This window comes from Bacillus cereus group sp. BfR-BA-01383, assembly GCF_022663495.1.
Taxonomy (GTDB): Bacteria; Bacillota; Bacilli; order Bacillales; family Bacillaceae_G; genus Bacillus_A; species Bacillus_A cereus_AU.
This window is the reverse complement of sequence record NZ_JAKUFP010000006.1, coordinates 11,859-35,858: the sequence shown is the minus strand read 5'-3', so window position 1 is coordinate 35,858 and position 24,000 is coordinate 11,859. Positions and strand designations below refer to the sequence as shown.

The window sequence follows — 24,000 nt, the reverse complement described above, 5'->3', positions numbered from 1 at the left end:
TATATACATGTATGTATTTCTTTCCTTGTTCTATTAAATCCTATACAAATAGCGCAAGAAAATGTTTCCATGGAAACACGTTAATTATACAAGATTCTACATAAATTTCACACTGGAATTTTAGTAATAATTTTGTTTATCAAGGATGAAAAAACATAATAAATGTCTATAATTCATTTGAATATAAAAGAAAAAAACAGACTATCACATTTGTGAAGTCTGTTTCTCCATTTCTTTATTTTTGTACATCTGCCCATTTCAAACTTGTTGCTGGACCGAATTGATGTACATATAAATCTTTCACATAAGGTTTTTGCAAGTAAGATAGACCACGCTGGAATACCGGTGCAATTACTGCATCATCAAGAAGTATTTTTTCAGCATCTTGCAGTGCTTTCCAACGTGCTTTTTCATCATTACCTAATTCTGTTTTAATCTTTTTAATTAACGCATCATATTCTGGATTTGCATATCCTGTATTGTTGACAGTACTTCCAGAAAGGAAGACTTCTAAGTAAGTCATTGGATCTGGATAATCAGGTAACCAGCGTGATAATGACATTTCATATTCTTTCTTCTTCTCAAGTGCTAGTTTTTGAGTATGTGGCTGCAATTTCACATTTACTTTTAAGCCTGGTAAATTTTTCTCAAGCTGCTCTTTAATGTACTCTCCTACTTTTTTAAAGTTTTCTAAGTCATAGTTTAATAGTTCTAACGTCACTTCATTTATGCCTGTCTCTTGTTTTGCTTTTTCCCAATATTCCTTCGCCTGTTTTACGTCCGTCTTATTAAACTCACCTGCTGTATCTCTAAAATCTTTTTTGTCCGGTCCTTTTAAAAAACCTTTCGGCACGTAATAGTTCGCTGCTACCGAACCATCATTTAAAAATGAAGTTGCAAGCCCCTTCTTATCAAACACTGTACTTAGCGCAAGACGTGCATTTTTATTTTTAAGAATCGGTACATTTTCATTGAAACGGAAGAAATACATAACCGGATCTGTATATTGCTTCAGCTCTTTATTATTTTTATATTTATCCACAAATTCTGTTGAAATGACTGCTCTATCAACCTTATCTGTTTCATATAAATTTACCGCAGTTGAAATTTCTTTAACAATTTGATAGTTGACTTCATCTAACTTCACTTCTTTTTTATCCCAATACTTATCATTTTTCTTCATTGTAAAACTAGCTTCATGCTTCCATTCTGATAATGTAAATGGCCCATTATATACTGCTTTATTTGCCTCTAAACCGTATTTATCACCTTGCTCTTTCGCATACTTTTCATTAATTGGATAGAACGATGGTAAAATGAGTAGTTTCGTAAAATACGGTACAGGATGTTCTAGCTCTACAACGAACGTTTTATCATCCTTTGCTTTTACTCCTAATTCATCTAGTCCTAGCTGTTTCTTATTTATCTTCTCTGCATTTTTCACATCGTACGCAATATATGCATATTGAGAAGCTGTATCTGGGTTAATCAGTTGCTTCCAAGCATATACGTAATCATGAGCGGTTACTGGATCTCCGTTAGACCATTTTGCATCACGTAAGTGGAACGTATACGTCTTTCCGTCTTTACTCACTTCATATTTTTGCGCTCCTGCCTGGATCACTTCATCATTTTTCGATAAACGGCATAGCCCTTCCATTACGTTATTTAAAACGTTAAACGATACCGCATCTGTTACTTTTCCTGAATTTAATGATGGGATTTCACCCGTTTCTAGTAGCTGTAATACTTTCTTCTCATCTTTCGGCGTTGTAGTTGTTTTTTCTTTTGCACAGCCAACTAAAAATGAAGAAACTAATAGAGTACTAACTAATGAGTAGCGAACTATTTTTTTCATTTCAAAACCCCCTTTATTTTTTAAGGTAAGTAACGACGAGCACCAGCGTATTCTTCTATATATCCTGGTGTATTTAGCGGTATAATTTCTACCGATCTTTCAGCTTTTGGAGAGTGAATCATATTTCCGTCACCAATATACATCCCAACGTGATGAACACTACCTTTTCCTTGATTATGTGCAAAGAATATTAAGTCGCCCTTTTGAAGATTTTCTTTATCAACCGCAATTCCTGCTTTAGATTGCGGTCCAGAATCTCGCGGAATAGTTATTCCATGCGATTTATAAATCGTATGTGTAAATCCAGAACAATCAAATCCAAAACCACTTGTACCAGCCCATATATATGGTAATCCTAAAAACATTTTTCCTGTGTTGATTAAATCATCGGCTGTCGGAGCCGGGATATCATTTTGAGAACGATAAACAGTTCCATCATTTTTTCGTAACCACGCCTTCTGGCCATTTGGCAACAACACACGGTATGAAATTGTATCTTCACTTACTAGCGGTAAACGTGTATTATAGCTAACTTCAAGCGATTTATGTTTTTCAGAAGGGTTAATATATAAAATTGCTGTCGGTTTCGTTACTAATACAAAAGGTTCGTTTGTTTTATCTGCAAATTCTTGATTATACGTTAATTGTTTTTCAGGCATCCATCCTGGGTACCCTTCTTCATTCCTCGGTGTCGGCTGTCCGTGGACCAATACTTTTACCCAGTCGCCTTTCTTATCAATAACCGTTACCTCTTGACCGAGTAGCGCTTGCGTTTCTAATTTATTTGCACTCGTTAACCATAGTTTTTCATCAAGTGTCATTGATTTCGTCCACTTCCATAAATCAACTGGATTTGTTGCACTCGGTGCATCGATTGGTCGTAATGAATCAGGCGTGGTCCAAAGCGTTGCAGCAGATACATCTATAAATGCTTTACTATCCTTCTTTTCTTCAGCATTTGCCGATGAAAACGATGAAAAAATAAATAAAGTTGTTAAAAATGCAGTTCCTACTTTTTTCATATATATCCCCCTTAAAAGATAGTTTACTAGTCACTTCTTCTAAGATTAAATATTCACTGTAGAATGAAGGTTTACCTTTGATCCAGAATAAGTCATTCTTTCCGGTTCTTCCATTAACCATAGCGGTGCATCAAGATCGAAATAATGAATATTAGGATGTGCCGCTGCTAAATGGGCAACAGCGCTAACGGAAAGTGAAGATTCCATCATGCTACCAACCATACATTTTATCCCAGCTGCTTCTGCGATATCTGCAATACGCCATGCCTCACGAATGCCACCACATTTCATTAATTTAATATTGATTAAGTCTGCATATCTTCCTTGAACGAGTTTTAAGGCGTCACTTGCTGAAAATATACTTTCATCAGCCATAATTGGCGTTTGTACATTTTCTTTCACGTACTTTAATCCATCCCAGTCCTTCGCGTGCACCGGTTGTTCAATAAATTCTATCTTTAAATTACGCTTTTCCATCTCTTTAATAATAGAAACTGCCTCTTTTGGACTCCATCCTTGATTTGCATCTAATCGTAACGTCGTACTTTTTGGTACGCTATTTCGAATCGCCTCAATTCGTTCTAAGTCTAAATGAGCAGATTTACCAACTTTAATTTTTAAAGTTTGAAATCCCTTTTCTACATGTTGCTTTGCCTCTTTCGCCATAATGAAAGGTTCATCTACACTCACTGTAATATCTGTATAAATTTCTTTCTTCCCGCCTAATAATGCGTAAAGTGGAACGTTTTGATATTGACAATATACATCGTATAAAGCGATATCTATCGCTGCTTTCGCACTTGTATTTCCAATACAACTCATTTGAATATACTGTATCAATTGTTGAAATTGAATCATATCTTGACCAATTAAACATGAACGAATCAGCCCTAATATCGCTTCCTCAATCCCACTTGCGAAATCACCTGTAATAACTGGTGTTGCAGCCGCAGCACCCTTTCCAACAATGCCTTCGTCCGTATGGATATATACATCTATACTTTCAATTTCTGTTACAGTGCGAAGTGCTGTTTTAAAAGGAGTATGTAGCTTTACATGTCGGCGCTTCACTTTTATATCCGTAATTTTCATGTCGTTCATCCTTTCGTTGTCCAATAAAAAATCCAGCCGCAAGAACATGCTTACGGCTGGATTTTGTCTATGATTGAGTAGACAAAGCAGCAATCTGATTATATTTTTTCTGTGCATCTTTTAGCGCTACAAGTAGCGCCTTTTGAGATGAACCGAAATAACGATTTTTAATTTCCATGAATAGCTCTGGGTCGTTAATATTTTTATGTAAGAATAAATATTTAACGAACTGCGATGTTAATGCAATTGTTGCGGAACAATCTGTATCAACAATTTTCCCTGTATCCTTTTCGATTACAAATGCTACAAAATAACTTTTAAACTTCTCTGTAATTGGATTATTTTGAGGAGATTTCGCATCCCCTACAATATAAATTGTATTTGAAGCGTACACAACTATCTTCCTTTCCTATACGAGGATAACGGTTTTCTTAATAGACGTATGAGTGGTAAACTCAGCATTGATCAAGAAATGTATCCGCTTGCACATATTATATAAAATTATCAGAATTTTAACAATATTTATTTTTACATATTATTCCATAACTAAGGGTATCCATACATTTAACTGGAAAAATCTCTAACTCTTCATCTAAAAATATGTCACTACCCCTTGTAACATGCTATTGAACGCCTTCTTTTCCGCACTTTCTTCACAAACAAAAAACAGTTAGCTATCGCTAACTGTTTCATTACTTTGGTAATACGAAAATTGTTTCGTTTGATTTAGAAAATTGATATTCTTTTCTAGCAAATTTCAAAATTTCCTCTTCATTATCAGTTAAATTCTCGATATTAGTCTTTAAAGACGATTGATCCTTCTTTAATGAAACTAATTGTTTCTTTTGATTTGTAATCGTATCTTTTTTATTTATTATTATCTCCTGCTGTTTCGTTAAAATATATTGAACGTACAAAGTAGTCGCAGCAACAAAAAGAACCATTAAAATAAGTCGCCTTAACTTCTTTTTGTTTATACTACGATTGTGACTAGGCTGTGATTGTTGCTCTGGTATATTAGGAACATTTATTCTTTTGAGTTTCCTCATTTCAAATCCCCCTAATCCATATTTTTCACTACCATCGGCACGTTTTCTTATTAAACTAAATTCTATTCTTAGAAAATAAGTTCCTTCACAAAAATATCTCATAAATTAACCAATTAAAGATAGCATTCGACGACATTTCCATATTTACATTGAAATTTTTTATGTATGCTGCAATAAAATAGTAGTTTATGTTATTCTTTTTCTACTATTGTAGAAGAGTTTTCCCACACACAAAAATAAAAAAGATAGATAAATTAAAGGAGATTTTCAGGGTAGATATCCATATGGACATATTTTAAAGAATCCAGTTGCAACAATATATTGTGTCTTCTAATTTGAATACCCCCTTTTTTTACTTTAGTAATGAAAATAAGCCGATATTATGCAACTCTGTATAAAAAGCTGCATAACATTAGCTCTAAAAATTTTATACTTTATAGAAGATTAACTTTTCATTACATTTACAAAGCCTTTCTAATTAAAAATGATAGGAAAAGTAAATGTAACGAAAGCTGCCCAAAGTCCGTAGACCGGTAAATACTTAGTAACGGCATCTTGGATTGCCCAAGGTCCAGATTTGTTTTGTAGAAAACGCATATAGGAGAACATAATCCAAATTAGATTTGCCCAAATAAGTATGTTTACTCCTAAAACGGCAAGTCTATTAGGCGTAATCCCATAAGAAGAAAGTCTGAACACGATAGCTGACAAAGCTACACTGTCAATGATAAGCGCAAGAACAATTAAGGAAAAATTTATATAATCTGAAATATTCTTTTGCTCGTCTGAGTCGCTCTCGGTAATGGAAAATATGGTAACGGCTAATACACCAATGAGTATTCCATTGAAGGCTATCAGGAAATTGCGGTCCAAGAATGGATTTTTTCCGACCCATATAACCGTTATAAGATAAATCAACAATGTGATCAGGACCAGAGGACTAAAAATTTCAGCTATATATGGTGTAATATTCTTAGCAAGTTTAAGATTCATTGATACTAGATATGTAGCCACAATAGCTAGAGCGGCAGCACCAAATAAAACGACATTACTAAAATAGAAGTCTCCTATATCCAAGTCAACAAAGCTAAATAATCGCATGGTTAATGCTGCTAGTATCATCCCGCTAACTGCCATGCTGGCGTAGAGAATACAATATTCTAAATTGAATTTAATATAGGCTAATCTTTTACTTCCTTTTGAATATTCATTTCCTGTAAATGCAAGCCCTACCAATACCCATAAAAATATGGGAAAGTGTAAATAGGCAAGGATAATACTGTCTTTATAATTTAATGGCAGCATATTAAGATAAAACCCGGAAATTAGGAACAACGCAGCAATGGAATAAATAACACTTTTTTTCGGAGTATTATTGTAAACAAAATAGGCAGCAATAAAGGGAATTATGCCAAAAGCTAGGTTTATTGGAGCAATTACTTCCTGTTCGACAAAATGGAAGATGATTCTAGTGCTTATCCCAGCCAGAATAGCTAAAATGCCCATGAATAAGAAACCTTTTTGAATCAAGGACGTTTTCCCTGTATTTTTCGTCTCCTTGAAATGCAATCTTTCATACCAAATACCAAGAACTTGAGAATCAGGATTTTGTTCCCATGCGTGTGAGAATGATTTTTTAAAAGCTTTCGGGTCTTTTCTATACATTTTCTCCAACTCATGAGGGTTATCAATATTTTCAACAATCAAATTGTTAATGCCCATAGTTATACCTCCTCTAATAATTGTAATATTAAGTTTCCTCCACGACGTTTAACTGTCTTCATCACTTTTGTATTCTAAAATATCTCCAGGCTGACATTCTAAAACCTTACAAATTCCCTCTAAAGTGGATAATCGAATCACTGTTTCCTTTCCATTTTTCAATATAGAAAGGTTCGTCATTGTTATTCCAACCTTCTACGAGTTGTTACTTTTTCAATAAAAGAACCTCACTTGCTCATTCTGATTTTAATACAAATTTTATCGTTTTACAATAAATTTTTATTAATTAAAACAATATTTTTATTGCTATTTTTGTTTCAGATAAAAATAAAGAGCATTCCTCATTCAAAGAAATGCTCTATAACTTTTTATAAACATCGGCGTAAGCTACATCCAGTTGTTCTCTTAATTGCTTGTTTTCATTTTAAAATCAATAGTTTACATAATAATATTATTTAATTGGTTTTAATTAAAATTTATTGTTCATTTTAAATATTTAAATTTTTTGTTAAAATAACCGTATTATGCTTATTTTAGGGGGAGAGATTATGTTACAAGTAATGCCTTTAAACACTGAAGACTATGATTTAATTAAAGCTGCTGAAAAAGTAATCGAAAAAAACTATAGGTATGGTCGCCATCATATCGGTTCAGCTGTACGCACTAAAACGGGAAATGTTTATGCAGCAGTACATGTTGAAGCGAATGTCGGAAGAATAACGGTATGCGGTGAAGCTATGGCAATCGGAAAATCTATTTCAGAAGGTGATCATGAATTTGATACCATTGTAGCAGTTGCCCATCCACATCCTCATGAAGATATAGAAAAATGTTGGGTTGTTGCTCCATGTGGCATGTGTCGAGAATTAATAAGTGATTATGGAAAAAACACGAACGTTATCCTTTCTTATAATGGTGAACTTGTAAAATGTAACGTAATGGAATTATTACCTGAAAAGTATACAAGTGAAGTAGAATAATCATTCATCCTTACAATTTATAAAATAATAGTATTCCAATAAAAAACAATCCGTTTCAAAAATCGGATTGTTTTTTCATTTCCTTTTTATACAGTTTATTTTATTTTTAATTCTGAATAGAAATACATTAATAAAAATGAAATTTAAATATATTCGTGTATCTCGCAATATATTTTATCAATTGAAAACAAAAATGTATTTTACCCTTACATTTGAAAACGACACGTATAAACTCTCTAAAATTAGCAGCCTTATCATACTAATCTATAACAATTCTGCCTTCTACCCTTACCTGTTTCCTTTAACACATACGACTTCAAAACAAGCGCCGTTAATGAATCTGTTAATGTTTTATATGATAAATTTGAAAGCGCCAATAGATCGTTTGTATATAACATTCTATGCTTCTCTAGTAATAATAGTACTAATCGTTCAGACGGTTTTAATCTCTCATCACTTTCTAATATAAAGTCTATATTTTTCATTTCTCTAATTCTTACTCCTTATATAAAAAAATACGTTAAATGATTATTTAATATAAAAATAATACATAACAAAATTTGAAGTATATTAAAATAACATCACCTTGAAACGCTATTATACTATAACATATAAAAGGCATTTCCCCAAATTGGAAATGCCTTTTATATGTATCTCTCTTATTTATATAATTGGTATGATTGTTCTAGCCTTACCTATATTATATTTCCTATTATTATCTGTCCATTCTCCCCCTAAATTCCCTGGCCATCCTGATGTATTAGTAACATATTTAAATGCTGGAAATTGCTATTAATTCACTGTAACATATGTTTTAAGTCCCTAGTACTTTTTTACCAAGAGGTTTCGTGCTATTCGAATCTGGTTCAATTGTAATACCAACGTTATCAAAGGACTGTTTTTGTGAGATTTCATATGTCAGAAGTCCAGAACCAGTTTCATCAGGTTTAAATATTCCAGCGTTTTTTCTTTCTCCATCTTTTAATAACCAAACTTGATACACTTCTGAATTTTTTACTTGTGGCAAATGATCAGCTTGTACAACTAATTTTTTCTTATCTCCTTGTTGCATAACAAATATATAGCCCTTTGTATTTTCATGGTTTTGATCGCTTGATACTAATGGCCGAGTAGAAATTACTTTAATCGGATCACTGCTTAATTCATGCTTAGCTAAAGATTGTATTTTTAATTGCGAATTTTCGATTGTTAATGCTACAGTAATCACTAACATTATTCCTAGTAATACCATTGCCAACGGTGTGAATTGTTTTCTTAGTAAAACCGTCCATTCTTTCAATTTCGCTGTTACTATGTTATCTCTACTCGTTTGTTCGTGAACAAATATAAAATCAAACACTTCCGCTTTTAATGTTGCTGGTACTTCGTTCTCTTCAAAATCGAAATGTAACGCTTCCCAAGCTGCTTGCATTGATGAATACTCAGCTTGACATTTCGGGCATGTCTTTAAATGTTCTTGAAACTTTCTTTGTTCTCTATCATCAAATGTATTCGTAACGTAAGATAATAAATGGTCACATTCTCTCTTCATACTATCCCCTCTATTCTAGATATCTTTTTAATCGCTTTAAAGATTGATGAAGACGACTTTTCGTGGTTCCTAATGGTTCACCTTCCATTTTAGCAATTTCACTAAGGGAATAACCTTTCCAATATAGCAAGTCGATTAATCTTTTTTGAGATATAGACAAGTTCTGCTTTGCCTTTTGAATTTCAACACTGTGCATCCTTTTCTCGATTTGATTTTCTGAATCTGCTATATGCATATGTTTTTCAGAATCATAAATATTATGAAAGTTTCTATACATAAGTTCTTTATTTTCTTTTCGGACATAATCAATACATATATTCCTCGTAATAGTAAGTATCCAATTTACGAAATCACCTTTTGAAGGATTATACATACTTTTAGTTGTCCAAAGTTTCAAGAAAATTAATTGAACAACTTCTTTTGTTTTGTCTTCATTTCCTTGGAAAAATTTAAAAGTGAAGCTATATATCAACTTAATATATCGTTCATATATTTCTTCTAATGCAGGACGATAGTTTTCTTTTACTAATTGCATTAACTCATAATCATTTTTTTCTTTCATTCTCACCTGCACTCCCTATTGTTTTTCTTTAATTTCTAATAATTCTAAATTAATTTAATTATATAATCCGAATAGAGAAAAAGGAACCACCAACAACGTTGGTCGCTCCTTTTAGCAGAATATTCATCCAGCTATTCGCGGGCAGTAAGACCCCCAGCTCAAGATTCAGAGAAAAGCGAAGAAGATTGAAGTGGATAACTGCTGGCATGCGCCCCATTCAACATGCTTCCCATCACTGTTTAAATGTAGTTTCACTATTCAGTACAAACCATATATCTTTAACCCCTTGTCCATTTATATCCCCTTTTGATTTATCATTAGCAAAATAGTAAAGGGGATAGCCTTTATACGTTACTTGTTTTTCTTTCGTATCTTCTCTTGTTATCGTAGCAAAGTCTTTTTTATCAAATCCTTTTGGAACTTCAAAATCTTTCGCAACAAATGGCGGCCAAAGCTTTACACAGTCACCACTACAATTACTTACCTTAGATGTGTCCTTTGCAAAATAATAGAGTGTCTTTCCGTTTGAATCTGTTAAGTATTTTCCAACCTTATCGTTCTCTAATACTTGTAAACTAGGAGATTCGTTTTTATCACTACTAACTTCACTCACCTTTTCTCCACTCGTTTTCTTACTTTGAGAATCTTCTTTCTTATCGCTATTACACGCTGTTAATAAAAAAAGGCTTGCTAATATGGACACAATACATTGCCACGCTTTCATACTGACTCCTCCTTCAATTTTTTATTTATATTTAAGGTAACGATAGAAAGGTTTAATTGGTTTGATAAAAAATAAAAAAAGATGCAAGTTGGTCATTTCTCTCTGCTTACATCTTTTTTAACTCTATCAATTTATGCATTATTCTTATACACAAAAGCGATATTCCCCTCGGAGTATTTTGTAGCTTTAAAATAAAGTTTGATCAAAAATACCTCACAACTCCAAGTTTTACGATAAATAAAAAGAATCCATTTTGAAAGGATTGATCAAAATGGATTCTTCTTCAGTAGATTTAAGTTTGATTTTTATAAACAAGTGACTTTATTTAAAAGCGACACACTCTTCATGTATTATGATTTGTTGTGAGATTCTACATTTATAACGACATTTCCCTTTTGTATCCTTTCTCAACATAGCACCTGCCAATGACTGCATTTACCTTCCCTTTTATCTTGTTTCCGTTACAAAATGAAACACATATATACGGATTAAAAATTATAGGACTGCCAACGTCTTTTTGATTAACATTTTTACCTTATATAATATCTTTTGCAATATGCGGTTTACTATAATGACTCGTTCCACCACCGCCTACTATTACTTTTCCACCTTTATCAAAGATTAATAATTTTCTTGAACCATCAGCAAGTAAAACTACTACTTCTGCATTGTCATTCGTAGCCGTATATATTACATATCCACTTTTCGAAATACAAGTTGTCCAATTCTCATCAAATTCTGATCTTAATACTCGATTAGAATACACTTGATTTTCAATTCTTCCAGGTTGTTCGTTTTCCAATTTCTTCTTACCTTCCTTCTGAAGTTGTCATTTTTATATAAATGACGGTTCTCAATAAATTAGTGACCGTCTTTAATATAAATAGTATATGTGTTTATTAAGAAAATGCTTGGACAATGAAAACTAGACCGCGTTTCTGAATAATTATAAATTTAAAATAGGAACGGGTATAGATTAATATAGTATAAAAAGGCTAAAGGTATCCCCTTTAGCCTTTTGTTTAATCAGTACTTCTCAGTTTTAATTTTATATTCATTCGGAAACTATTTGAGTTAATTTACGAATAAATTCCACTGCACTGTTTTTATTACCTGATAATTCAAATTTAGTAAGTATAGATACAGAGGTGAACGATGCATTATATAACTTTTTCATCATATACCTCCCAAGGTATTTTTAGCAATGTAATTTATTTTCCATTGTGATATTCTTCTAAAGTGATACCTTTCTCATATATTTCTTTTGCAATGTCACCTACGTATCGAATATGCCATGGTTCATATGAATAACCTGTAATGTGCTCTTTTCCTTTTAAATAACGTATAATAAAGCCAGCACGATGAGCATTGTTTTTAAGCCATTTCCCTTCAATAGTATTCGCGAATTGCGTTTCTAGTGTATTATTGACACTATTCGCAGAAACGTCCATCGTTAATCCTGTTTGATGTTCGCTATGACCTGGCTTTGCAGAAACTTTATCTGCTTGGACCTGACCTTGTGTTTCTACATTTCGTCTATAAACAATTTGTTGATATTCTTCAGAACGAAATCCGGATATAGCATGTAATACTATTCCCTCTTGTTTCGCTAAGGCAAATAACTTTTCCAAAGCGATAGCAGCTTCTTTTCGCAAATGACTTTTCTCTTGAATCCCATCAAATGCAAACTTAACATTAGGCACAACTAAATCGTCAGGTCTATAATTACTTGGAAGCTTCCTATTTTTATTAACTATTACATCCACAGTATCTGGGGATTCAATAGTTATAGATCCATCATTATTTTGTATATCGCCTTTACCTTTAGCAATGTCAGTGATGCTAGGTGAAAAAATATATATGCATAGAAAGAGAAAAACAGCTCCTCCTACTAAGCTACCTATTAATTTTCTAATCATTTTATCTACTCCTTATAGTGATCCAGTTTATAATTTGCATCGTATTGTGATGAAACTAACTAATAACTTGTTTTTACATCTCTATATAAGTCATTTTAGTTATTTATTATAATTTAAAGATTAATGCTACCAATTCAAAAAAGTTGAGCCAATTTTATTAAATCCATATGAAAATAATTTTTTTGTTTCTATAAATCTCTTAGTATCTTCACTAGTTCCCATGACAACAGCAATCATTCTTTTTTCACCTTGTTTTGCTGTTCCTGTAAAACAGTATCCTGCTTCATCTGTAAATCCAGTTTTCAAACCATCAATTCCTTGAAAATACAATTCATCATTGTTACTATCAAAGTGTATATTTCAGGTTCTGTTGCAAAGTTTCCGAAGACATAAAGAGATGAGGAAATATTGCAACAGAACCTGATTTCTTATATTTTTATTATTACATTGCAATAGTAAATAAACTATCTACTAACCTTACGTAAAGATGACAATTTTGTAAGATTTCATAAGTGATGAATGAAAGTAAACTAATATTCAAAAGTTTACTTTCGAGAGAAGTAAAAAAACATATAACTATTTATTAAGTAACAAAACAACTAAATATAAAAAAGCTTACCTTAGTAAGCTCCTCTAACTCATTTCTCTTATAAACCTTACTTCACAATCGGCAAAGTCACTTCACTCAATTTCACCGTAAGCTTCGTGCCGGCTTTCGGTCTAATTGTATAGTCGTAGTCACTTGCGATTAAAACGACTCCAATTTGATGCCCTGCTTTAAATACATAATCATCTGGCTGCATGTCCCATGTAAATGTATAATCTTTTCCAGGTTGAAGTGCTGTTGAGTCTTTTATACTATTCAGGTTTTGCGGATCCATCCAACCTCTCGTTACGATTTCAGGCTTTGCTCCGCCGTAATCTACAAGTAATGCTGTTAAATTCGATACAGAACGGTCAATATTTCCTGTAAATGAAATCTTCGGTGTACCGCTTATACGCATATCTTTTTGCAGTACAGGCATTGTATACACTAATCGATTTGCTACTTCTAATTCTGGGTTTGCTACTAATTGATTTGATTTAAGTTTTGCATCATCTACGAATGAGAAAACCTTATTAACAGATCCCATACTTAATGGTAAATTAACTGCTTTATTACTTAAATACATACGGATTTTTGATGGCACAGCTGCTGGATCTGGCCAATTTTTTAACTTTTCCCATGTTTTATTTTCTCGTTGTACATCAACCATTGGTTCATCCATAATTCCATTTTCAATTCCGTACAACCAATAATCTAACCATTTATTTTGTGTTTGCTGCCAGTTATTACTTGATGTTCCGCCGTGTCCACCTTGATGTAACCACATTTTACGAGGTACACCATTTTCTCCAAGCGCATCCCACCATTGTGAAAATTGCTTCGTTTTAACGTTCCAATCGTTTAAACCATGAACGACAAATACGCTTACTTTTATATTTTTAGCATCTTTTACATAATTTCGTTTATCCCAAAAATCATTATAATTACCAGTTTTCCGGTCCTGTCCAGCAGTTAGCTCTTTAATAACTTGTCCACAAACTTCAGGATTGTCCCTTGTAAGCACTGCTTCCGCCATATTATCTGTATCTTCCCCTTGATATCCACCTGGAGCAATGACTGCACCATTTGCACGATAATAATCATACCAACTACTAATTGCTGCGATTGGAATAATTGTTTTTAAACCTTCTACTCCAGTCGTTGCAACAGCATTTGGTAACGTACCATTGTAAGAAACCCCTGTCATACCTACATTTCCTGTAGACCAATCAGCCTTAACTTCCTCACCATTTTCTGTATATGCTTTCGCACGACCATTTACCCAGTCAATGACAGACTTCGTCCCAAGTATTTCTTGTTCATCTCCAGTTGTAGGGCATCCATCTGATTTTCCAGTACCGATACTTTCTCCTAAAATCACTGCATAACCTCTTGGCACGTAATAGTTTCCGTATGAGCCAAGATTAACCGCTCCATACGGCTTTCCTTCATACGCATACAATTCTTCATCTACATTATAAACTGGAACATCTTTTAACCCTGCTCGATATGGGCTCATTTCATAAATAACAGGAACCTTCACATTTGAATCTGTCTTTGGACGCATTACCTTTATCGATACGCGGTCTTTTTTACCATCGCGATCACTATCGACTTCTGTCTCTACAAATAAATTTTCAATAATTGCTTCATCAAGAGAATAAATTGGTTTTGTCATCCCATTTTCTAATTCGAATTTCGTATTATTTGTCTCTTCCTTCTTCTCTGCATGCACGTCCATTGTAAAGCTAGGTATACATGTTGCAGATAACATTGCCGAAAGTGTAATTGCTATTTTCTTTTTACTCAAAATGTCCCCTCCCCTAAATTGTTCTCTTTTACTATATAACAAAATAACTGAAAATTCAGTTTTAATCTTATATAAAAGTTGAGAAACTTAGAGATTTCTTATTATGTAAAGTTCACTGCAAATGTAAAAGTGTTTTTTCATTCACTCTTTGCTTGTACAATCGAAAAAAGACAATCAATATTTCTATCGATTGCCTTGAATTTCATATATTATTTTTCTATCTCTTTAAATGTATCTTTCAAATCTTCATCAGATACCTTAATGTCAGCATTTTCAAGTAGGTCTCTAGTAACTTGTTGATGGAATTTAGGGTCTTGTAAACGTTGCTGTTCTAATTCTTTACGGATATTCTCTTTTTCTTCTTCATACGGTTTAAGCTCTTTTTTACCTGTTAGCTTAATAATATGATATCCAAAAGAAGATTTAACAGGTTCACTCACTTGACCAACTTCTAACTTATATGCAGCATCCTCAAATTCTTTTACCATCATACCTGGTCCAAACTCAGATAAATCTCCACCTTTTTCTTTAGAGCCAGGATCCTCTGAATATTGTTTAGCTAATGCTGCAAAGTCTTCTCCATTGTTCAATTTTTCTTTTACTTCTTTCGCGGTCTTTTCATCTTTCACTAAGATATGACTTGCTTGAAGTTTTGGCTTATAGTGATCTTTAATATCTTTTTCAGTCACAGTTGCTTTAATAGCTTTTTCAAACGCCATTGTAAGCTTTAATTTCTCTTTCAACTGCTCTTCACTTTTCACACCATTTGATTCCATATAAGTGTTAAAATTATCGCCCATCTTGTCTTTTAATTCTGTTAGTTGTTTCGTTACCTCTTCGTCAGTAACTTTATATTTATCACTTAATACTTGCTCTACTACCATTTCAGATAAATTCTGTTTACCGTAATTCTCTTTTAATTTTTTGTTAAAATCACTTTCTGAAATACTCCCAGAGTTTGTAGTTACAATATTCTCCGATGAACCACATGCAGATAAAGATAACGTCATGCCCATTAAAATACTACCAATTACTAATTTCTTTCTCTTCAAAACTAAATACCTCACTTTTTAAATTCCTATATAACTATACAAATATAACGTTTTTTTGTGAACTTCATGTGAAATTAACTAAAGTAGAACATTTGCTAATTCTCCATTTACTCCCTCAAGTTTAAAAATTATGGTAATTTATCTATTGTCAGTCACTCTTAAAACTACACAAAGGACTAATATTTCTATTAGCCCTTTTTTATATAAATATAAAATTGTATTTCCTCATCTATAGTAGAAACTCCATATTCAAAACCATGTCTTTCTATAATACTTTTTACTATTGCGAGTCCTAATCCTGTACCTGATTTTTCTTTACTACGAGAAGATTCTAATACGTAAAAAGGCTCCCAAATTTTATCGATATTTTTAATTCTTTCAGCATCAATGCCGTTTTGAATTTTAAAGTATACACCATCAATTCTCTCTTCTAAATTAATTTTTATATTTTGATTCGTTGTATATTTAATCGCATTAGAAATAAAATTTTGAAATACCATTCCCATTTTATTCAAATCTGCATAAATGACCTGATTTTTAATATTACTATTCACCTGCAAGTTAATTTCTTTCGACTCCAGTTCGATCTTATGCTTATCTATAATACTTTGGACAAGTGGTTCAATAGGGAATTCTTCTTTTTGTAAAATATCTCTTTCTAGTTTAGAAAATCGCAATAACTCTTCAATTAAGTTGGATATTTGATCTGTTTGTTTAATGATTGTATCCACGAATGTCCCATCATCTAAACCATCTTTTATTCCCATAGAATATGCTTTTACTAATGCGATTGGTGTTTTTAATTCATGAGTTACATCACCCATAAATCGTTTTAAATGTTCATTCCGATCTGTTAAATCTTGATGTGCCTCATTTAACTTATCACTCATAATATTGATACTATTGGCTAAGTCGCCTATTTCATCATTCGTTTTCACTTTCGTTCGTTTAAACTTCAAACGTGAAATATCTTGAGCTACATCACTTAGCTCTTTCAGTGGAGTCGTTATTATTTTTGAAAGTACCCAAACAAGTAAAATAATAAGTAGGAGTGAGAAACATAAAATGTATAAATAAAATGTATTTAACGTTTTTATAATTTCATTTGAATGTGCAATAGAAGAACCTATTAAAATTAATATATCATCTTTCGCAATATATTTAGTAAAAAAACTTGCTTTTAACTTCCCTTGATCATACAGTTTATTCGATTGCCCTTCCGTACTCACTTTCATGACTTCATCTTTCGTAATCCACAGTTTATTTAACGTTACTTTCTTTTTCACTAGTTGCATACGTAACGCTTCGTTCATATCATCTTCTGACTGATTGATTGGCGTATACGCAATTGTAACGTTAGTGTCACTTTCGATTGTATGAATAACATCTTCTAAATCTTTAACCGGTGTTTTTTTTATTTGCGTTGTTAATTCATTTAAATTCTCACGTGTTTTATAAATGTTATATTTCGGTAGTAGATAGTTAATTAATAATAATGAAATCGTAAAGATGAGAACAACAGTTAAAGAAATGCTGAGAAATAGCTTTTTTCCAAGTTTATTCACTTCGTTCCTCCAAACTATATCCTAGCCCCCGGTGCGTCTTTATAATATTCTCTCCAATTTTTTGACGCAGTCTTCTTACATGTGTATCAACAGTTCTCTCTTCTCCAAAATAGTCAAATCCCCATACGATATCTAACAATTTTTTACGAGTTAAAATCATTCCTTTATGTTGTAAAAAGCACTTTATTAACTCTAGCTCTGTTTTTGTAATATCTAACTCTATATCATTTTTATATACTTTATTCTCCGCGAAATTTATCTTTACATCTTGTACTTGAATTACATCATCATGCTGTACTAGTTTTTTTGCACGTGTAAGTAATACCCCTGGATGAAACGGCTTTTTCACATATTCATCAGCTCCGCTTTGAAGAGCAGCTAATTCATCTTCACTCTCACTTTTCGCCGTAAGCATTAACACTTTTACACTTGAACTCTTTTTTATTTCCTGACAAACAGTAATACCGTTACATACTGGCATCATCCAATCTAAAATAGCTAAATCTATTTTCTCATCATAAAAAATTTGAAGTGCTTCCTCTCCGTCTCTTGCTAATAAAACTTCGAAGCCTTCTTTTTCAAAATAAGCTTTTAAAATCTTTAACATATCTTGTTCATCATCTGCGATTAATACTTTCATGCTTATTCCTCCATTACTTTTAAACAAAAAACCAATTGTATCATACGACTTCTTTGTTACATGGATGTGACAGAAAAATATTTATAACATTTGAGGGTATAGTAATGGTGAGGTGTTTTATTATGATAAAAAAAATCGGGGTCATTACTCTTCTTTTCTTCTTATTATCAACAAATGCGTTCGCAAATACAAATAAACAAATTGAAGTATTTGATTGTCAAAAAGAAATGGTCGTTCAAAAACAATCTTTAGATCTAGCGATTGAAAAAGAAGCTGTCCAATACGCTAAAGCAATCACTGGCCCATTTAAAAACTTAAACGTCGTTCCCAAAGATGGCCATATGATAAAAATCCCTTTATCTAAACCAATTTCTATTACAAATCGATGGTTACATTCAACAATTGATGAAGTACTTATCCTACTTCCTCTTAATGAAAAACCTTATATTATGCTTTACGATGATGAAAATAATCCGCATTTTTTTTATGTAAAAGGTGATCCAAAGGTTTTATTGAAACAGATGAATGTTAGAATGTAATTGACTGCAGAGAAGTTACCTCACAAACTGAACTTTAGTTGCTGAGGTTCTTTTTTTGTACTATTAATTCGGTAAATGAAATTATATGAACGTTGATTTCGATATTCAAATCTCAAAAGTAAAAGCTACTTTTATTCGCAATTAAGCCGTTATCTTTAGTTTTTAAACTCATCTAAAATCCTCACTTTTTTAAGTTTCAAATACTTATATAATGATTTAATTGCCCACACTGATTTGTTGGACAAGCATAAAATAAATTAAATCTACTATAAAGGAGAAACAAATATGAAACACCATCGTATACTTACATGCAAACTCACTTCATTTGATGGGACAACACTGACTGGTGTCATTAAAAATGGTATTACGCTGACTGCAACTGTAATATCTAAAACAATTTATCATGTGACGAACCTCAATCAATATATCCCTACTGATCCAGTCCTTCCGCTAATCGCGTCCTATAATAAAGCCGTTAGATCAGGTAAAAACACTATTATTTTAAATACCGTAACGCAGCTAGCAAACGCTGGAGCAAATGTACAAGTTCGGTTGGAACCTTATAGCACTATCATAACTTCCTTTCGCCTACATCCTCAATAATATAGATTAGATGACTTCACTACTGAACATAGAAGTCGCTTCGACGGAAACTATTCTAATTCCCCTCAAAAATCATCAATACCTTAATTGGTCCCTAACCTTATTTTCACAATATACTTGACCTTACAGATTTTTAAAGTTCTCAAACTTCAGCTTAAATTTCCCCCATCCATTATCGTTACTATTCAAAAAGAAAAACATGATTGTGTATTTTGAAATTGCAAAGAAATTCACATTTATCAGCAATCATCAAAATATAGCGATTTACCAACAAAAATCAACAACTAAAGTAGCTGTCCAAAACTTTTCTTTGGACAGCTACTTCTATAACACTTTATAGTGACTAGATCCTTTACATATTTCCCCTTTCACAAATCCATTTGCAGTATAGAACATATCACCTTGCTTTGTATCTGTATGTAAAACAACAATTTGAAAATACTTTTCCGCATGACTTAATAGTCGGTTTAATAGTAATTTCCCTAAACCTATACGCCGATAATCCTTTGAAATATAAAATCTCCTTAACCGGCCAATCTTATTGTCTTCTGTGTACGGATCTTTATTTAAGCCTCCAATTCCAATTAACATTTCCTCTTGAAAAATACCGTATAAACATTCACCAGTTTTATTAAATGTATTTATTCCGGTTTCATATTCATTTACTAATTTTGCCAGGAAGTTGAAGTCTTCTTCTTTACTTTCTTGGACAAGGTGATTAATCTCATATTTTAATACATCTTCAAATTTCTTCATTTGTATTTCTTTCAGCTTTGCCACCTACTCCTTCTTTTAAAATTTATTTGGACGTTTCCTTATTCATTATTTAACCAATTCAACAGAAGGATATCTTCAACCTTTAACGAATACAGGATTATAAATAAGCTTATCAAAAGTGGTGAGATAAATAGGAAAACAATTTAATATCTTTTTAGACGATAAAACGGAAAAATGTATAATTAACAAGCTTTGGAGCGCGGGTTGTGTTTTCGCAGCAGAAGAGACTCGCTTACTTATCTCAGAGGCACGAACTCCAGAGGAACTTAAAAAAATGGTGGAAATGCGAGTCGATGGTTTACCTTTGGAATATGTTGTTGGATACGCTGAGTTCTGTGGTTTGAGGATAGAAGTGGACCGAGGTGTTTTCGTGCCTCGCCAACGTACCGAGTTTCTTGTTCACCAGGCAAAAGCCCTGTCATGTTCTAATGATATCATCGTTGACCTATGTTGCGGGTCGGGTGCTGTGGGTGTAGCACTGGCGGCAGCTTTAGGACGAGTTGAATTGTATTCTGTTGACATTGATCCTATCGCAGTACAATGCGCTAGCCGCAACGTAACAGATTTCGATGGCCATGTTTTTAAAGGTGATTTGTATAAATCTCTCCCCCTCTCACTTAAAGGTCATGTGAACACCTTAGTTGCGAATGTACCTTACGTTCCAACCGAAGCAATTAAGCTACTCCCACAGGAGGCTCGCCTACATGAATCAAAGGTGGCGCTTGATGGAGGAATGGATGGACTTGACATTCAGCGAAGAGTAGCAGAAGAAGCATTTCTCTGGCTAGCACCGGGAGGACACCTTTTGATAGAGACAAGTGAAATGCAAGCACCTCAGACCTTTGAAATTTTTGCTCGTGCTGGCCTCACTACAAAAGTGGCTAGAGATGAGGAACTGGACGCTACTGTCGTTATCGGATTGAATTCTCGTTTTCAGAGCTAATAATTAGAATAATTAATCAATATTATCATTCCATTTGGTACAGTTAAAACTTCGATGATATAATCTTCACGAATACCGTATCGATCGATTATCACAGACTAAAAACAAAAGGATTGATCAAAAGATCAATCCTTTACTCTACTTCATTTAAGAAAAATAACGTTATAACGCCAGGTCCTGTATGTGCACCAATTGCTGCTCCAATTGTATTTACAATGAATACTTCACAGCCAAATCTTTCAGTAATTAATACTTTTAATGCCTCGGCTGTTTCTAAATCATCACCATGAGTCATACCGATTGTTTGACCTTTAAGACCTTTCCCGCGCTCTTCCATAATATCAACAATTCGGCTTAATACTTTCTTTTTCCCTCTTACCTTTTCAAGTGGTACAAGTTTTCCTTCTTCCACATTTAAGATTGGCTTAATGTTTAATAAACCACCAATGAATCCCGCTACTTTACTTAAACGTCCACCTCTTACTAGGTACTGTAAGTCAGCTACAGTGAAGATGTGTTCCATATGCTTCATTAGAAAAGCGACACGGCTTAAGATATCTTCTTTTGTTGCGCCTTCTTTTGCCATTTTAGCAGCTTCTAATACGACAAGCCCTTGACCTAGCGAAGCGCATTTCGTATCGATAATTTCTAAATCTAAGTCAGCATATGTTTCTTTCACTTCTTCTTTAATAACAACTGACGATTGATATGTACCTGATAGTTCAGATGAGAAAGCTAAATATATACATGGATTACCATCTTTTGCATAAGAAACAAATTTTTCTTGGAATGTTTCAAGTGAAGGCAATGACGTTCGATAAGCAGCGCCTTCTCTCATGTTTTGCAATAATGTAACTGAATTTAATGTAACTCCATCTAAATACTCTGTTTCTGCTTCATCATATACACGGAGTGGAATTAAATCAATATCATATGCCTGCAGCAATTCTACCGGTAAATCCGCCGCACTATCCGTTATGATTTTAACACTCATTTTTAAACCTCTATTCTGTTATAAATATAAAAAAAATAAAATAAAAATAGTACTTTTAAATTATATACGTAAAACTTAAATGAAGAAAGGAAAAGACTTTATATTGTATGCACTATTCTTCAAAATTTGAACTATAAAGTAAAATGATTTCAATTTATCCTCTTTTCACCAGTTATTGAACTATATATAATTAGAATATTAATACTCTTCCAAAGGAGGTTACTCATGAGTATACAACTAGCTACCTCTAAAGATTTAGAATGGATTAATAAACAATACGAATCAATAGGATTTGTACCAAGTGATTTAAAGCGGGATAAAGTTGCAATCATTACATATAACGATGAGTATGCAGGTGTTGGACGATTAGTCCAATTAGATGAAGATACTATAGAAATGGGGGGGATTTTTATTCTCCCTAAATTTAGAGGTCTACAGTTAGCTGGAGAACTCGTTTCATTTTTAGCAGAAACCGCCAAAGGATTACAAGTACAAAATGTGTATTGTCTTCCTTTTGAGGAACTAGAAAGTTTTTATAAAAAATATGGTTTTAATGACATTGATATGCCAAAAGAGGAAATCCATCCAATTATTCTAAAAAAATATAGTTGGTGTTTAGAAAATTACGACAAACATGTTTTAATATTTAAGTTGTGAAATTTCTTTACTTGTAGAGGATACACCTCTAATACACATCATATTTTAACGAAAATTTATCCGTTTCATCTATCAAATAATTTTTCCAATTAATCCATCAGTTGTATTTCGCATCTTTTCCCATCCCTTATTTGCTAGCTCGTTTAAAAACTTGCTAGCATTATTTTTAAGTTTCACTATTACATACTTCTGAAGATATTATTAGCTAATCTATGAAGATATGATCATTTATATAATCCGCACCCAAGCTTCTTGTTCTTGTAATAATTGCACTGTTAATTCCAATACAATATTTTGTATTAGCTGATACGCGTTATCATGAGATATACTGCGCTCTGATATAAATTCTATACATTGAAAAATATAACCTTCTACAAGTAAACTCCCTTTTTCAATTTTAGATGGATTATTTCCTTCCTTTATCATTTTGGGCAATAAGAATTCTTTTTTTGTTAAAATAATTTCCTGTGACACCTCTTTTATCCCTAAAACTTTTTCTTTAAATTCCACTTTTTCTTGTAAACTAATTTCACCTTTATATCTCCCTATTTCTATTGGTAGTTTCGCAGTTATATAATTATTTACGTCTGCTCCATCTTCCTTCTCTAATATTATACCGTGGATAGGAATCCACGAAGATGCATCTACCCAATTCTCTTCCATATTCCCTTTTACTTTTTTATTAGGAAGTTCTAAAAGCACTCTCTTTTCATAAAGATTTGAAGAAATTAAATTACAATTAACTTCTCCATGATAATGTTGCACTGTAGTTAATAACTTAGCATCCAGCTCACGCCCGCCTACATCTTGTTCATTACGAAATACAAACGCTTCTTGAGTTTTCACATTAATATTAGGGAATTTTATAAAACTAGTCACATCTGAAATAATAGAAAATGGGGTTTTTACTACTATTGAACGGACTGAAGTCTCTATTTTTGATCCTGAATCTAGACGTTTTTTCTTTGACTCTGTTTCTTTCCTTTCCTTCTCTAATCCAATTGCTATACCTTCTTTCTCTGATTTAATTGCTTCTTTTTCTGATTCTGTTTCTTCGCTTTCTTTCTCTAATTCAATTGCTTCTTCTTCTTTTTTTGACTCTGTTTCTTTCCTTTCTTTCTCTGATTTTATTGCTGTATCTTCTTTTTTTGATTCTTTTTCTTCATTTTCCTTCTCTAATCCAATTGCTATACCTTCTTTCTCTGATTCTGTTCCTTCATGGTTCTTCTTTTCTCTTATTTCGCGTAAATCATCTTGACCATTTAGCATTTTCCCTTTATAAACTTTGTTCCATATTCCCTTACCAATCCATGGATTTTTCATCACCATCCCCCCATCTGATGAAATTCAAAAA

General features: G+C 32.7%; 25 protein-coding genes and 1 pseudogene. 5 read left to right on the top strand and 21 right to left on the bottom strand.

Annotated features, from left to right (window positions below; translation table 11 throughout):
- Positions 1–235 precede the first annotated feature (235 nt).
- The 7 genes from MR065_RS08250 to MR065_RS08220 all read right to left on the bottom strand — a co-directional run bounded on the left by MR065_RS08250 (position 236) and on the right by MR065_RS08220 (position 6,923).
- The gene (locus tag MR065_RS08250; RefSeq protein WP_242213257.1) at positions 236–1,858 is read right to left on the bottom strand and encodes a peptide ABC transporter substrate-binding protein; all 1,623 of its coding nucleotides are present in this window, start codon (positions 1,856–1,858) and stop codon (positions 236–238) included.
- A gap of 20 nt (positions 1,859–1,878) precedes the next feature.
- Positions 1,879–2,880, bottom strand: coding sequence for a C40 family peptidase (locus tag MR065_RS08245; protein WP_242213256.1), 1,002 nt, complete (start codon positions 2,878–2,880; stop codon positions 1,879–1,881).
- Positions 2,881–2,925: 45 nt separating this feature from the next.
- Positions 2,926–3,972, bottom strand: a complete 1,047-nt coding sequence (locus MR065_RS08240) for a dipeptide epimerase (protein ID WP_242213255.1) — start codon at positions 3,970–3,972, stop codon at positions 2,926–2,928.
- Between the two features lie 67 nt (positions 3,973–4,039).
- A complete protein-coding gene (locus MR065_RS08235; RefSeq protein WP_242213254.1) occupies positions 4,040–4,366 on the bottom strand; it encodes a DUF3870 domain-containing protein in 327 nt (108 codons plus the stop codon).
- A 298-nt stretch (positions 4,367–4,664) separates the two neighbouring features.
- Positions 4,665–5,021, bottom strand: coding sequence for an FtsB family cell division protein (locus MR065_RS08230; protein WP_242213253.1), 357 nt, complete (start codon positions 5,019–5,021; stop codon positions 4,665–4,667).
- A 474-nt stretch (positions 5,022–5,495) separates the two neighbouring features.
- A complete protein-coding gene (locus tag MR065_RS08225) occupies positions 5,496–6,743 on the bottom strand; it encodes a DUF4153 domain-containing protein (protein ID WP_242213252.1) in 1,248 nt (415 codons plus the stop codon).
- A 48-nt stretch (positions 6,744–6,791) separates the two neighbouring features.
- Positions 6,792–6,923 (bottom strand): helix-turn-helix domain-containing protein, encoded by a 132-nt coding sequence (locus MR065_RS08220; RefSeq protein WP_242213251.1) that lies wholly within the window; start codon positions 6,921–6,923, stop codon positions 6,792–6,794.
- Positions 6,924–7,291: 368 nt separating this feature from the next.
- On the opposite strand from MR065_RS08220, the gene MR065_RS08215 reads away from it, so the two are divergent.
- A complete protein-coding gene (locus tag MR065_RS08215; protein ID WP_242213250.1) occupies positions 7,292–7,723 on the top strand; it encodes a cytidine deaminase in 432 nt (143 codons plus the stop codon).
- Between the two features lie 254 nt (positions 7,724–7,977).
- Here the strand turns inward: MR065_RS08215 and MR065_RS08210 are convergent, their stop codons facing one another.
- The 11 genes and pseudogenes from MR065_RS08210 to MR065_RS08160 all read right to left on the bottom strand — a co-directional run bounded on the left by MR065_RS08210 (position 7,978) and on the right by MR065_RS08160 (position 18,133).
- Positions 7,978–8,208, bottom strand: coding sequence for a hypothetical protein (locus tag MR065_RS08210; RefSeq protein WP_000789034.1), 231 nt, complete (start codon positions 8,206–8,208; stop codon positions 7,978–7,980).
- Between the two features lie 329 nt (positions 8,209–8,537).
- Positions 8,538–9,275: an anti-sigma factor gene (locus tag MR065_RS08205; RefSeq protein WP_242213249.1), complete on the bottom strand. Its 738-nt coding sequence runs from the start codon at positions 9,273–9,275 to the stop codon at positions 8,538–8,540.
- Positions 9,276–9,285: 10 nt separating this feature from the next.
- On the bottom strand, positions 9,286–9,837 hold the full coding sequence (locus tag MR065_RS08200) for an RNA polymerase sigma factor (RefSeq protein ID WP_098991160.1): 552 nt from the start codon (positions 9,835–9,837) through the stop codon (positions 9,286–9,288).
- A gap of 232 nt (positions 9,838–10,069) precedes the next feature.
- Positions 10,070–10,561: a COG4315 family predicted lipoprotein gene (locus MR065_RS08195; RefSeq protein WP_097903731.1), complete on the bottom strand. Its 492-nt coding sequence runs from the start codon at positions 10,559–10,561 to the stop codon at positions 10,070–10,072.
- 535 nt (positions 10,562–11,096) lie between these two features.
- Positions 11,097–11,363 (bottom strand): hypothetical protein, encoded by a 267-nt coding sequence (locus tag MR065_RS08190; protein ID WP_242213248.1) that lies wholly within the window; start codon positions 11,361–11,363, stop codon positions 11,097–11,099.
- Between the two features lie 409 nt (positions 11,364–11,772).
- Positions 11,773–12,480 (bottom strand): M15 family metallopeptidase, encoded by a 708-nt coding sequence (locus MR065_RS08185; protein ID WP_242213247.1) that lies wholly within the window; start codon positions 12,478–12,480, stop codon positions 11,773–11,775.
- Positions 12,481–12,606: 126 nt separating this feature from the next.
- A pseudogene (locus MR065_RS08180) lies at positions 12,607–12,840 on the bottom strand (D-alanyl-D-alanine carboxypeptidase); the annotation flags it as partial.
- Positions 12,841–13,136: 296 nt separating this feature from the next.
- Positions 13,137–14,876 carry a Xaa-Pro dipeptidyl-peptidase gene (locus MR065_RS08175; RefSeq protein ID WP_242213246.1) on the bottom strand — a complete coding sequence of 580 codons (1,740 nt, stop codon included), beginning with the start codon at positions 14,874–14,876 and terminating at the stop codon, positions 13,137–13,139.
- Between the two features lie 209 nt (positions 14,877–15,085).
- Positions 15,086–15,928, bottom strand: coding sequence for a peptidylprolyl isomerase PrsA (locus MR065_RS08170; protein ID WP_242213245.1), 843 nt, complete (start codon positions 15,926–15,928; stop codon positions 15,086–15,088).
- 188 nt (positions 15,929–16,116) lie between these two features.
- Positions 16,117–17,493, bottom strand: a complete 1,377-nt coding sequence (locus MR065_RS08165; protein ID WP_242213244.1) for a HAMP domain-containing sensor histidine kinase — start codon at positions 17,491–17,493, stop codon at positions 16,117–16,119.
- Positions 17,486–18,133 (bottom strand): response regulator transcription factor, encoded by a 648-nt coding sequence (locus MR065_RS08160; RefSeq protein WP_242213243.1) that lies wholly within the window; start codon positions 18,131–18,133, stop codon positions 17,486–17,488. The genes MR065_RS08165 and MR065_RS08160 overlap by 8 nt, the downstream gene beginning before the upstream one ends.
- Positions 18,134–18,255: 122 nt before the next feature.
- Here MR065_RS08160 and MR065_RS08155 point away from each other — a divergent pair, with 122 nt between their 5' ends.
- Together MR065_RS08155 and MR065_RS08150 are read left to right on the top strand one after the other, a co-directional pair.
- Positions 18,256–18,672 (top strand): hypothetical protein, encoded by a 417-nt coding sequence (locus MR065_RS08155; RefSeq protein WP_242213242.1) that lies wholly within the window; start codon positions 18,256–18,258, stop codon positions 18,670–18,672.
- Positions 18,673–18,957: 285 nt separating this feature from the next.
- Positions 18,958–19,275 carry a hypothetical protein gene (locus tag MR065_RS08150; RefSeq protein ID WP_242213241.1) on the top strand — a complete coding sequence of 106 codons (318 nt, stop codon included), beginning with the start codon at positions 18,958–18,960 and terminating at the stop codon, positions 19,273–19,275.
- A gap of 324 nt (positions 19,276–19,599) precedes the next feature.
- On the opposite strand, the gene MR065_RS08145 is transcribed toward MR065_RS08150, so the two are convergent.
- Complete coding sequence (locus MR065_RS08145; protein ID WP_396022368.1) at positions 19,600–20,031, bottom strand: GNAT family N-acetyltransferase; 432 nt, start codon at positions 20,029–20,031, stop codon at positions 19,600–19,602.
- 169 nt (positions 20,032–20,200) lie between these two features.
- On the opposite strand from MR065_RS08145, the gene MR065_RS08140 reads away from it, so the two are divergent.
- Complete coding sequence (locus MR065_RS08140) at positions 20,201–20,995, top strand: putative protein N(5)-glutamine methyltransferase (protein WP_242213411.1); 795 nt, start codon at positions 20,201–20,203, stop codon at positions 20,993–20,995.
- Positions 20,996–21,128: 133 nt separating this feature from the next.
- On the opposite strand, the gene MR065_RS08135 is transcribed toward MR065_RS08140, so the two are convergent.
- Entirely contained in the window at positions 21,129–21,989 is an 861-nt protein-coding gene (locus MR065_RS08135; RefSeq protein WP_242213240.1) for a DegV family protein, read from the bottom strand.
- Between the two features lie 225 nt (positions 21,990–22,214).
- Between MR065_RS08135 and MR065_RS08130 the strand changes: the two genes are divergently transcribed.
- A complete protein-coding gene (locus MR065_RS08130; RefSeq protein ID WP_242213239.1) occupies positions 22,215–22,646 on the top strand; it encodes a GNAT family N-acetyltransferase in 432 nt (143 codons plus the stop codon).
- 228 nt (positions 22,647–22,874) lie between these two features.
- Here the strand turns inward: MR065_RS08130 and MR065_RS08125 are convergent, their stop codons facing one another.
- Entirely contained in the window at positions 22,875–23,969 is a 1,095-nt protein-coding gene (locus tag MR065_RS08125) for a BC_2427 family protein (RefSeq protein ID WP_242213238.1), read from the bottom strand.
- Between the last annotated feature and the right edge of the window lie 31 nt (positions 23,970–24,000).

What these genes read in the sequence shown, in the direction of transcription:
- MR065_RS08250 (WP_242213257.1), bottom strand. Translation starts at nt 1,858, where the DNA reads ATGAAAAAAATAGTTCGCTACTCATTAGTTAGTACTCTATTAGTTTCT.
- MR065_RS08245 (WP_242213256.1), bottom strand. Translation starts at nt 2,880, where the DNA reads ATGAAAAAAGTAGGAACTGCATTTTTAACAACTTTATTTATTTTTTCA.
- MR065_RS08240 (WP_242213255.1), bottom strand. Translation starts at nt 3,972, where the DNA reads ATGAAAATTACGGATATAAAAGTGAAGCGCCGACATGTAAAGCTACAT.
- MR065_RS08230 (WP_242213253.1), bottom strand. Translation starts at nt 5,021, where the DNA reads ATGAGGAAACTCAAAAGAATAAATGTTCCTAATATACCAGAGCAACAA.
- MR065_RS08225 (WP_242213252.1), bottom strand. Translation starts at nt 6,743, where the DNA reads ATGGGCATTAACAATTTGATTGTTGAAAATATTGATAACCCTCATGAG.
- MR065_RS08220 (WP_242213251.1), bottom strand. Translation starts at nt 6,923, where the DNA reads ATGACGAACCTTTCTATATTGAAAAATGGAAAGGAAACAGTGATTCGA.
- MR065_RS08215 (WP_242213250.1), top strand. Translation starts at nt 7,292, where the DNA reads ATGTTACAAGTAATGCCTTTAAACACTGAAGACTATGATTTAATTAAA.
- MR065_RS08210 (WP_000789034.1), bottom strand. Translation starts at nt 8,208, where the DNA reads ATGAAAAATATAGACTTTATATTAGAAAGTGATGAGAGATTAAAACCG.
- MR065_RS08205 (WP_242213249.1), bottom strand. Translation starts at nt 9,275, where the DNA reads ATGAAGAGAGAATGTGACCATTTATTATCTTACGTTACGAATACATTT.
- MR065_RS08200 (WP_098991160.1), bottom strand. Translation starts at nt 9,837, where the DNA reads ATGAAAGAAAAAAATGATTATGAGTTAATGCAATTAGTAAAAGAAAAC.
- MR065_RS08195 (WP_097903731.1), bottom strand. Translation starts at nt 10,561, where the DNA reads ATGAAAGCGTGGCAATGTATTGTGTCCATATTAGCAAGCCTTTTTTTA.
- MR065_RS08185 (WP_242213247.1), bottom strand. Translation starts at nt 12,480, where the DNA reads ATGATTAGAAAATTAATAGGTAGCTTAGTAGGAGGAGCTGTTTTTCTC.
- MR065_RS08160 (WP_242213243.1), bottom strand. Translation starts at nt 18,133, where the DNA reads ATGAAAGTATTAATCGCAGATGATGAACAAGATATGTTAAAGATTTTA.
- MR065_RS08155 (WP_242213242.1), top strand. Translation starts at nt 18,256, where the DNA reads ATGATAAAAAAAATCGGGGTCATTACTCTTCTTTTCTTCTTATTATCA.
- MR065_RS08150 (WP_242213241.1), top strand. Translation starts at nt 18,958, where the DNA reads ATGAAACACCATCGTATACTTACATGCAAACTCACTTCATTTGATGGG.
- MR065_RS08145 (WP_396022368.1), bottom strand. Translation starts at nt 20,031, where the DNA reads ATGAAGAAATTTGAAGATGTATTAAAATATGAGATTAATCACCTTGTC.
- MR065_RS08135 (WP_242213240.1), bottom strand. Translation starts at nt 21,989, where the DNA reads ATGAGTGTTAAAATCATAACGGATAGTGCGGCGGATTTACCGGTAGAA.
- MR065_RS08130 (WP_242213239.1), top strand. Translation starts at nt 22,215, where the DNA reads ATGAGTATACAACTAGCTACCTCTAAAGATTTAGAATGGATTAATAAA.
- MR065_RS08125 (WP_242213238.1), bottom strand. Translation starts at nt 23,969, where the DNA reads ATGAAAAATCCATGGATTGGTAAGGGAATATGGAACAAAGTTTATAAA.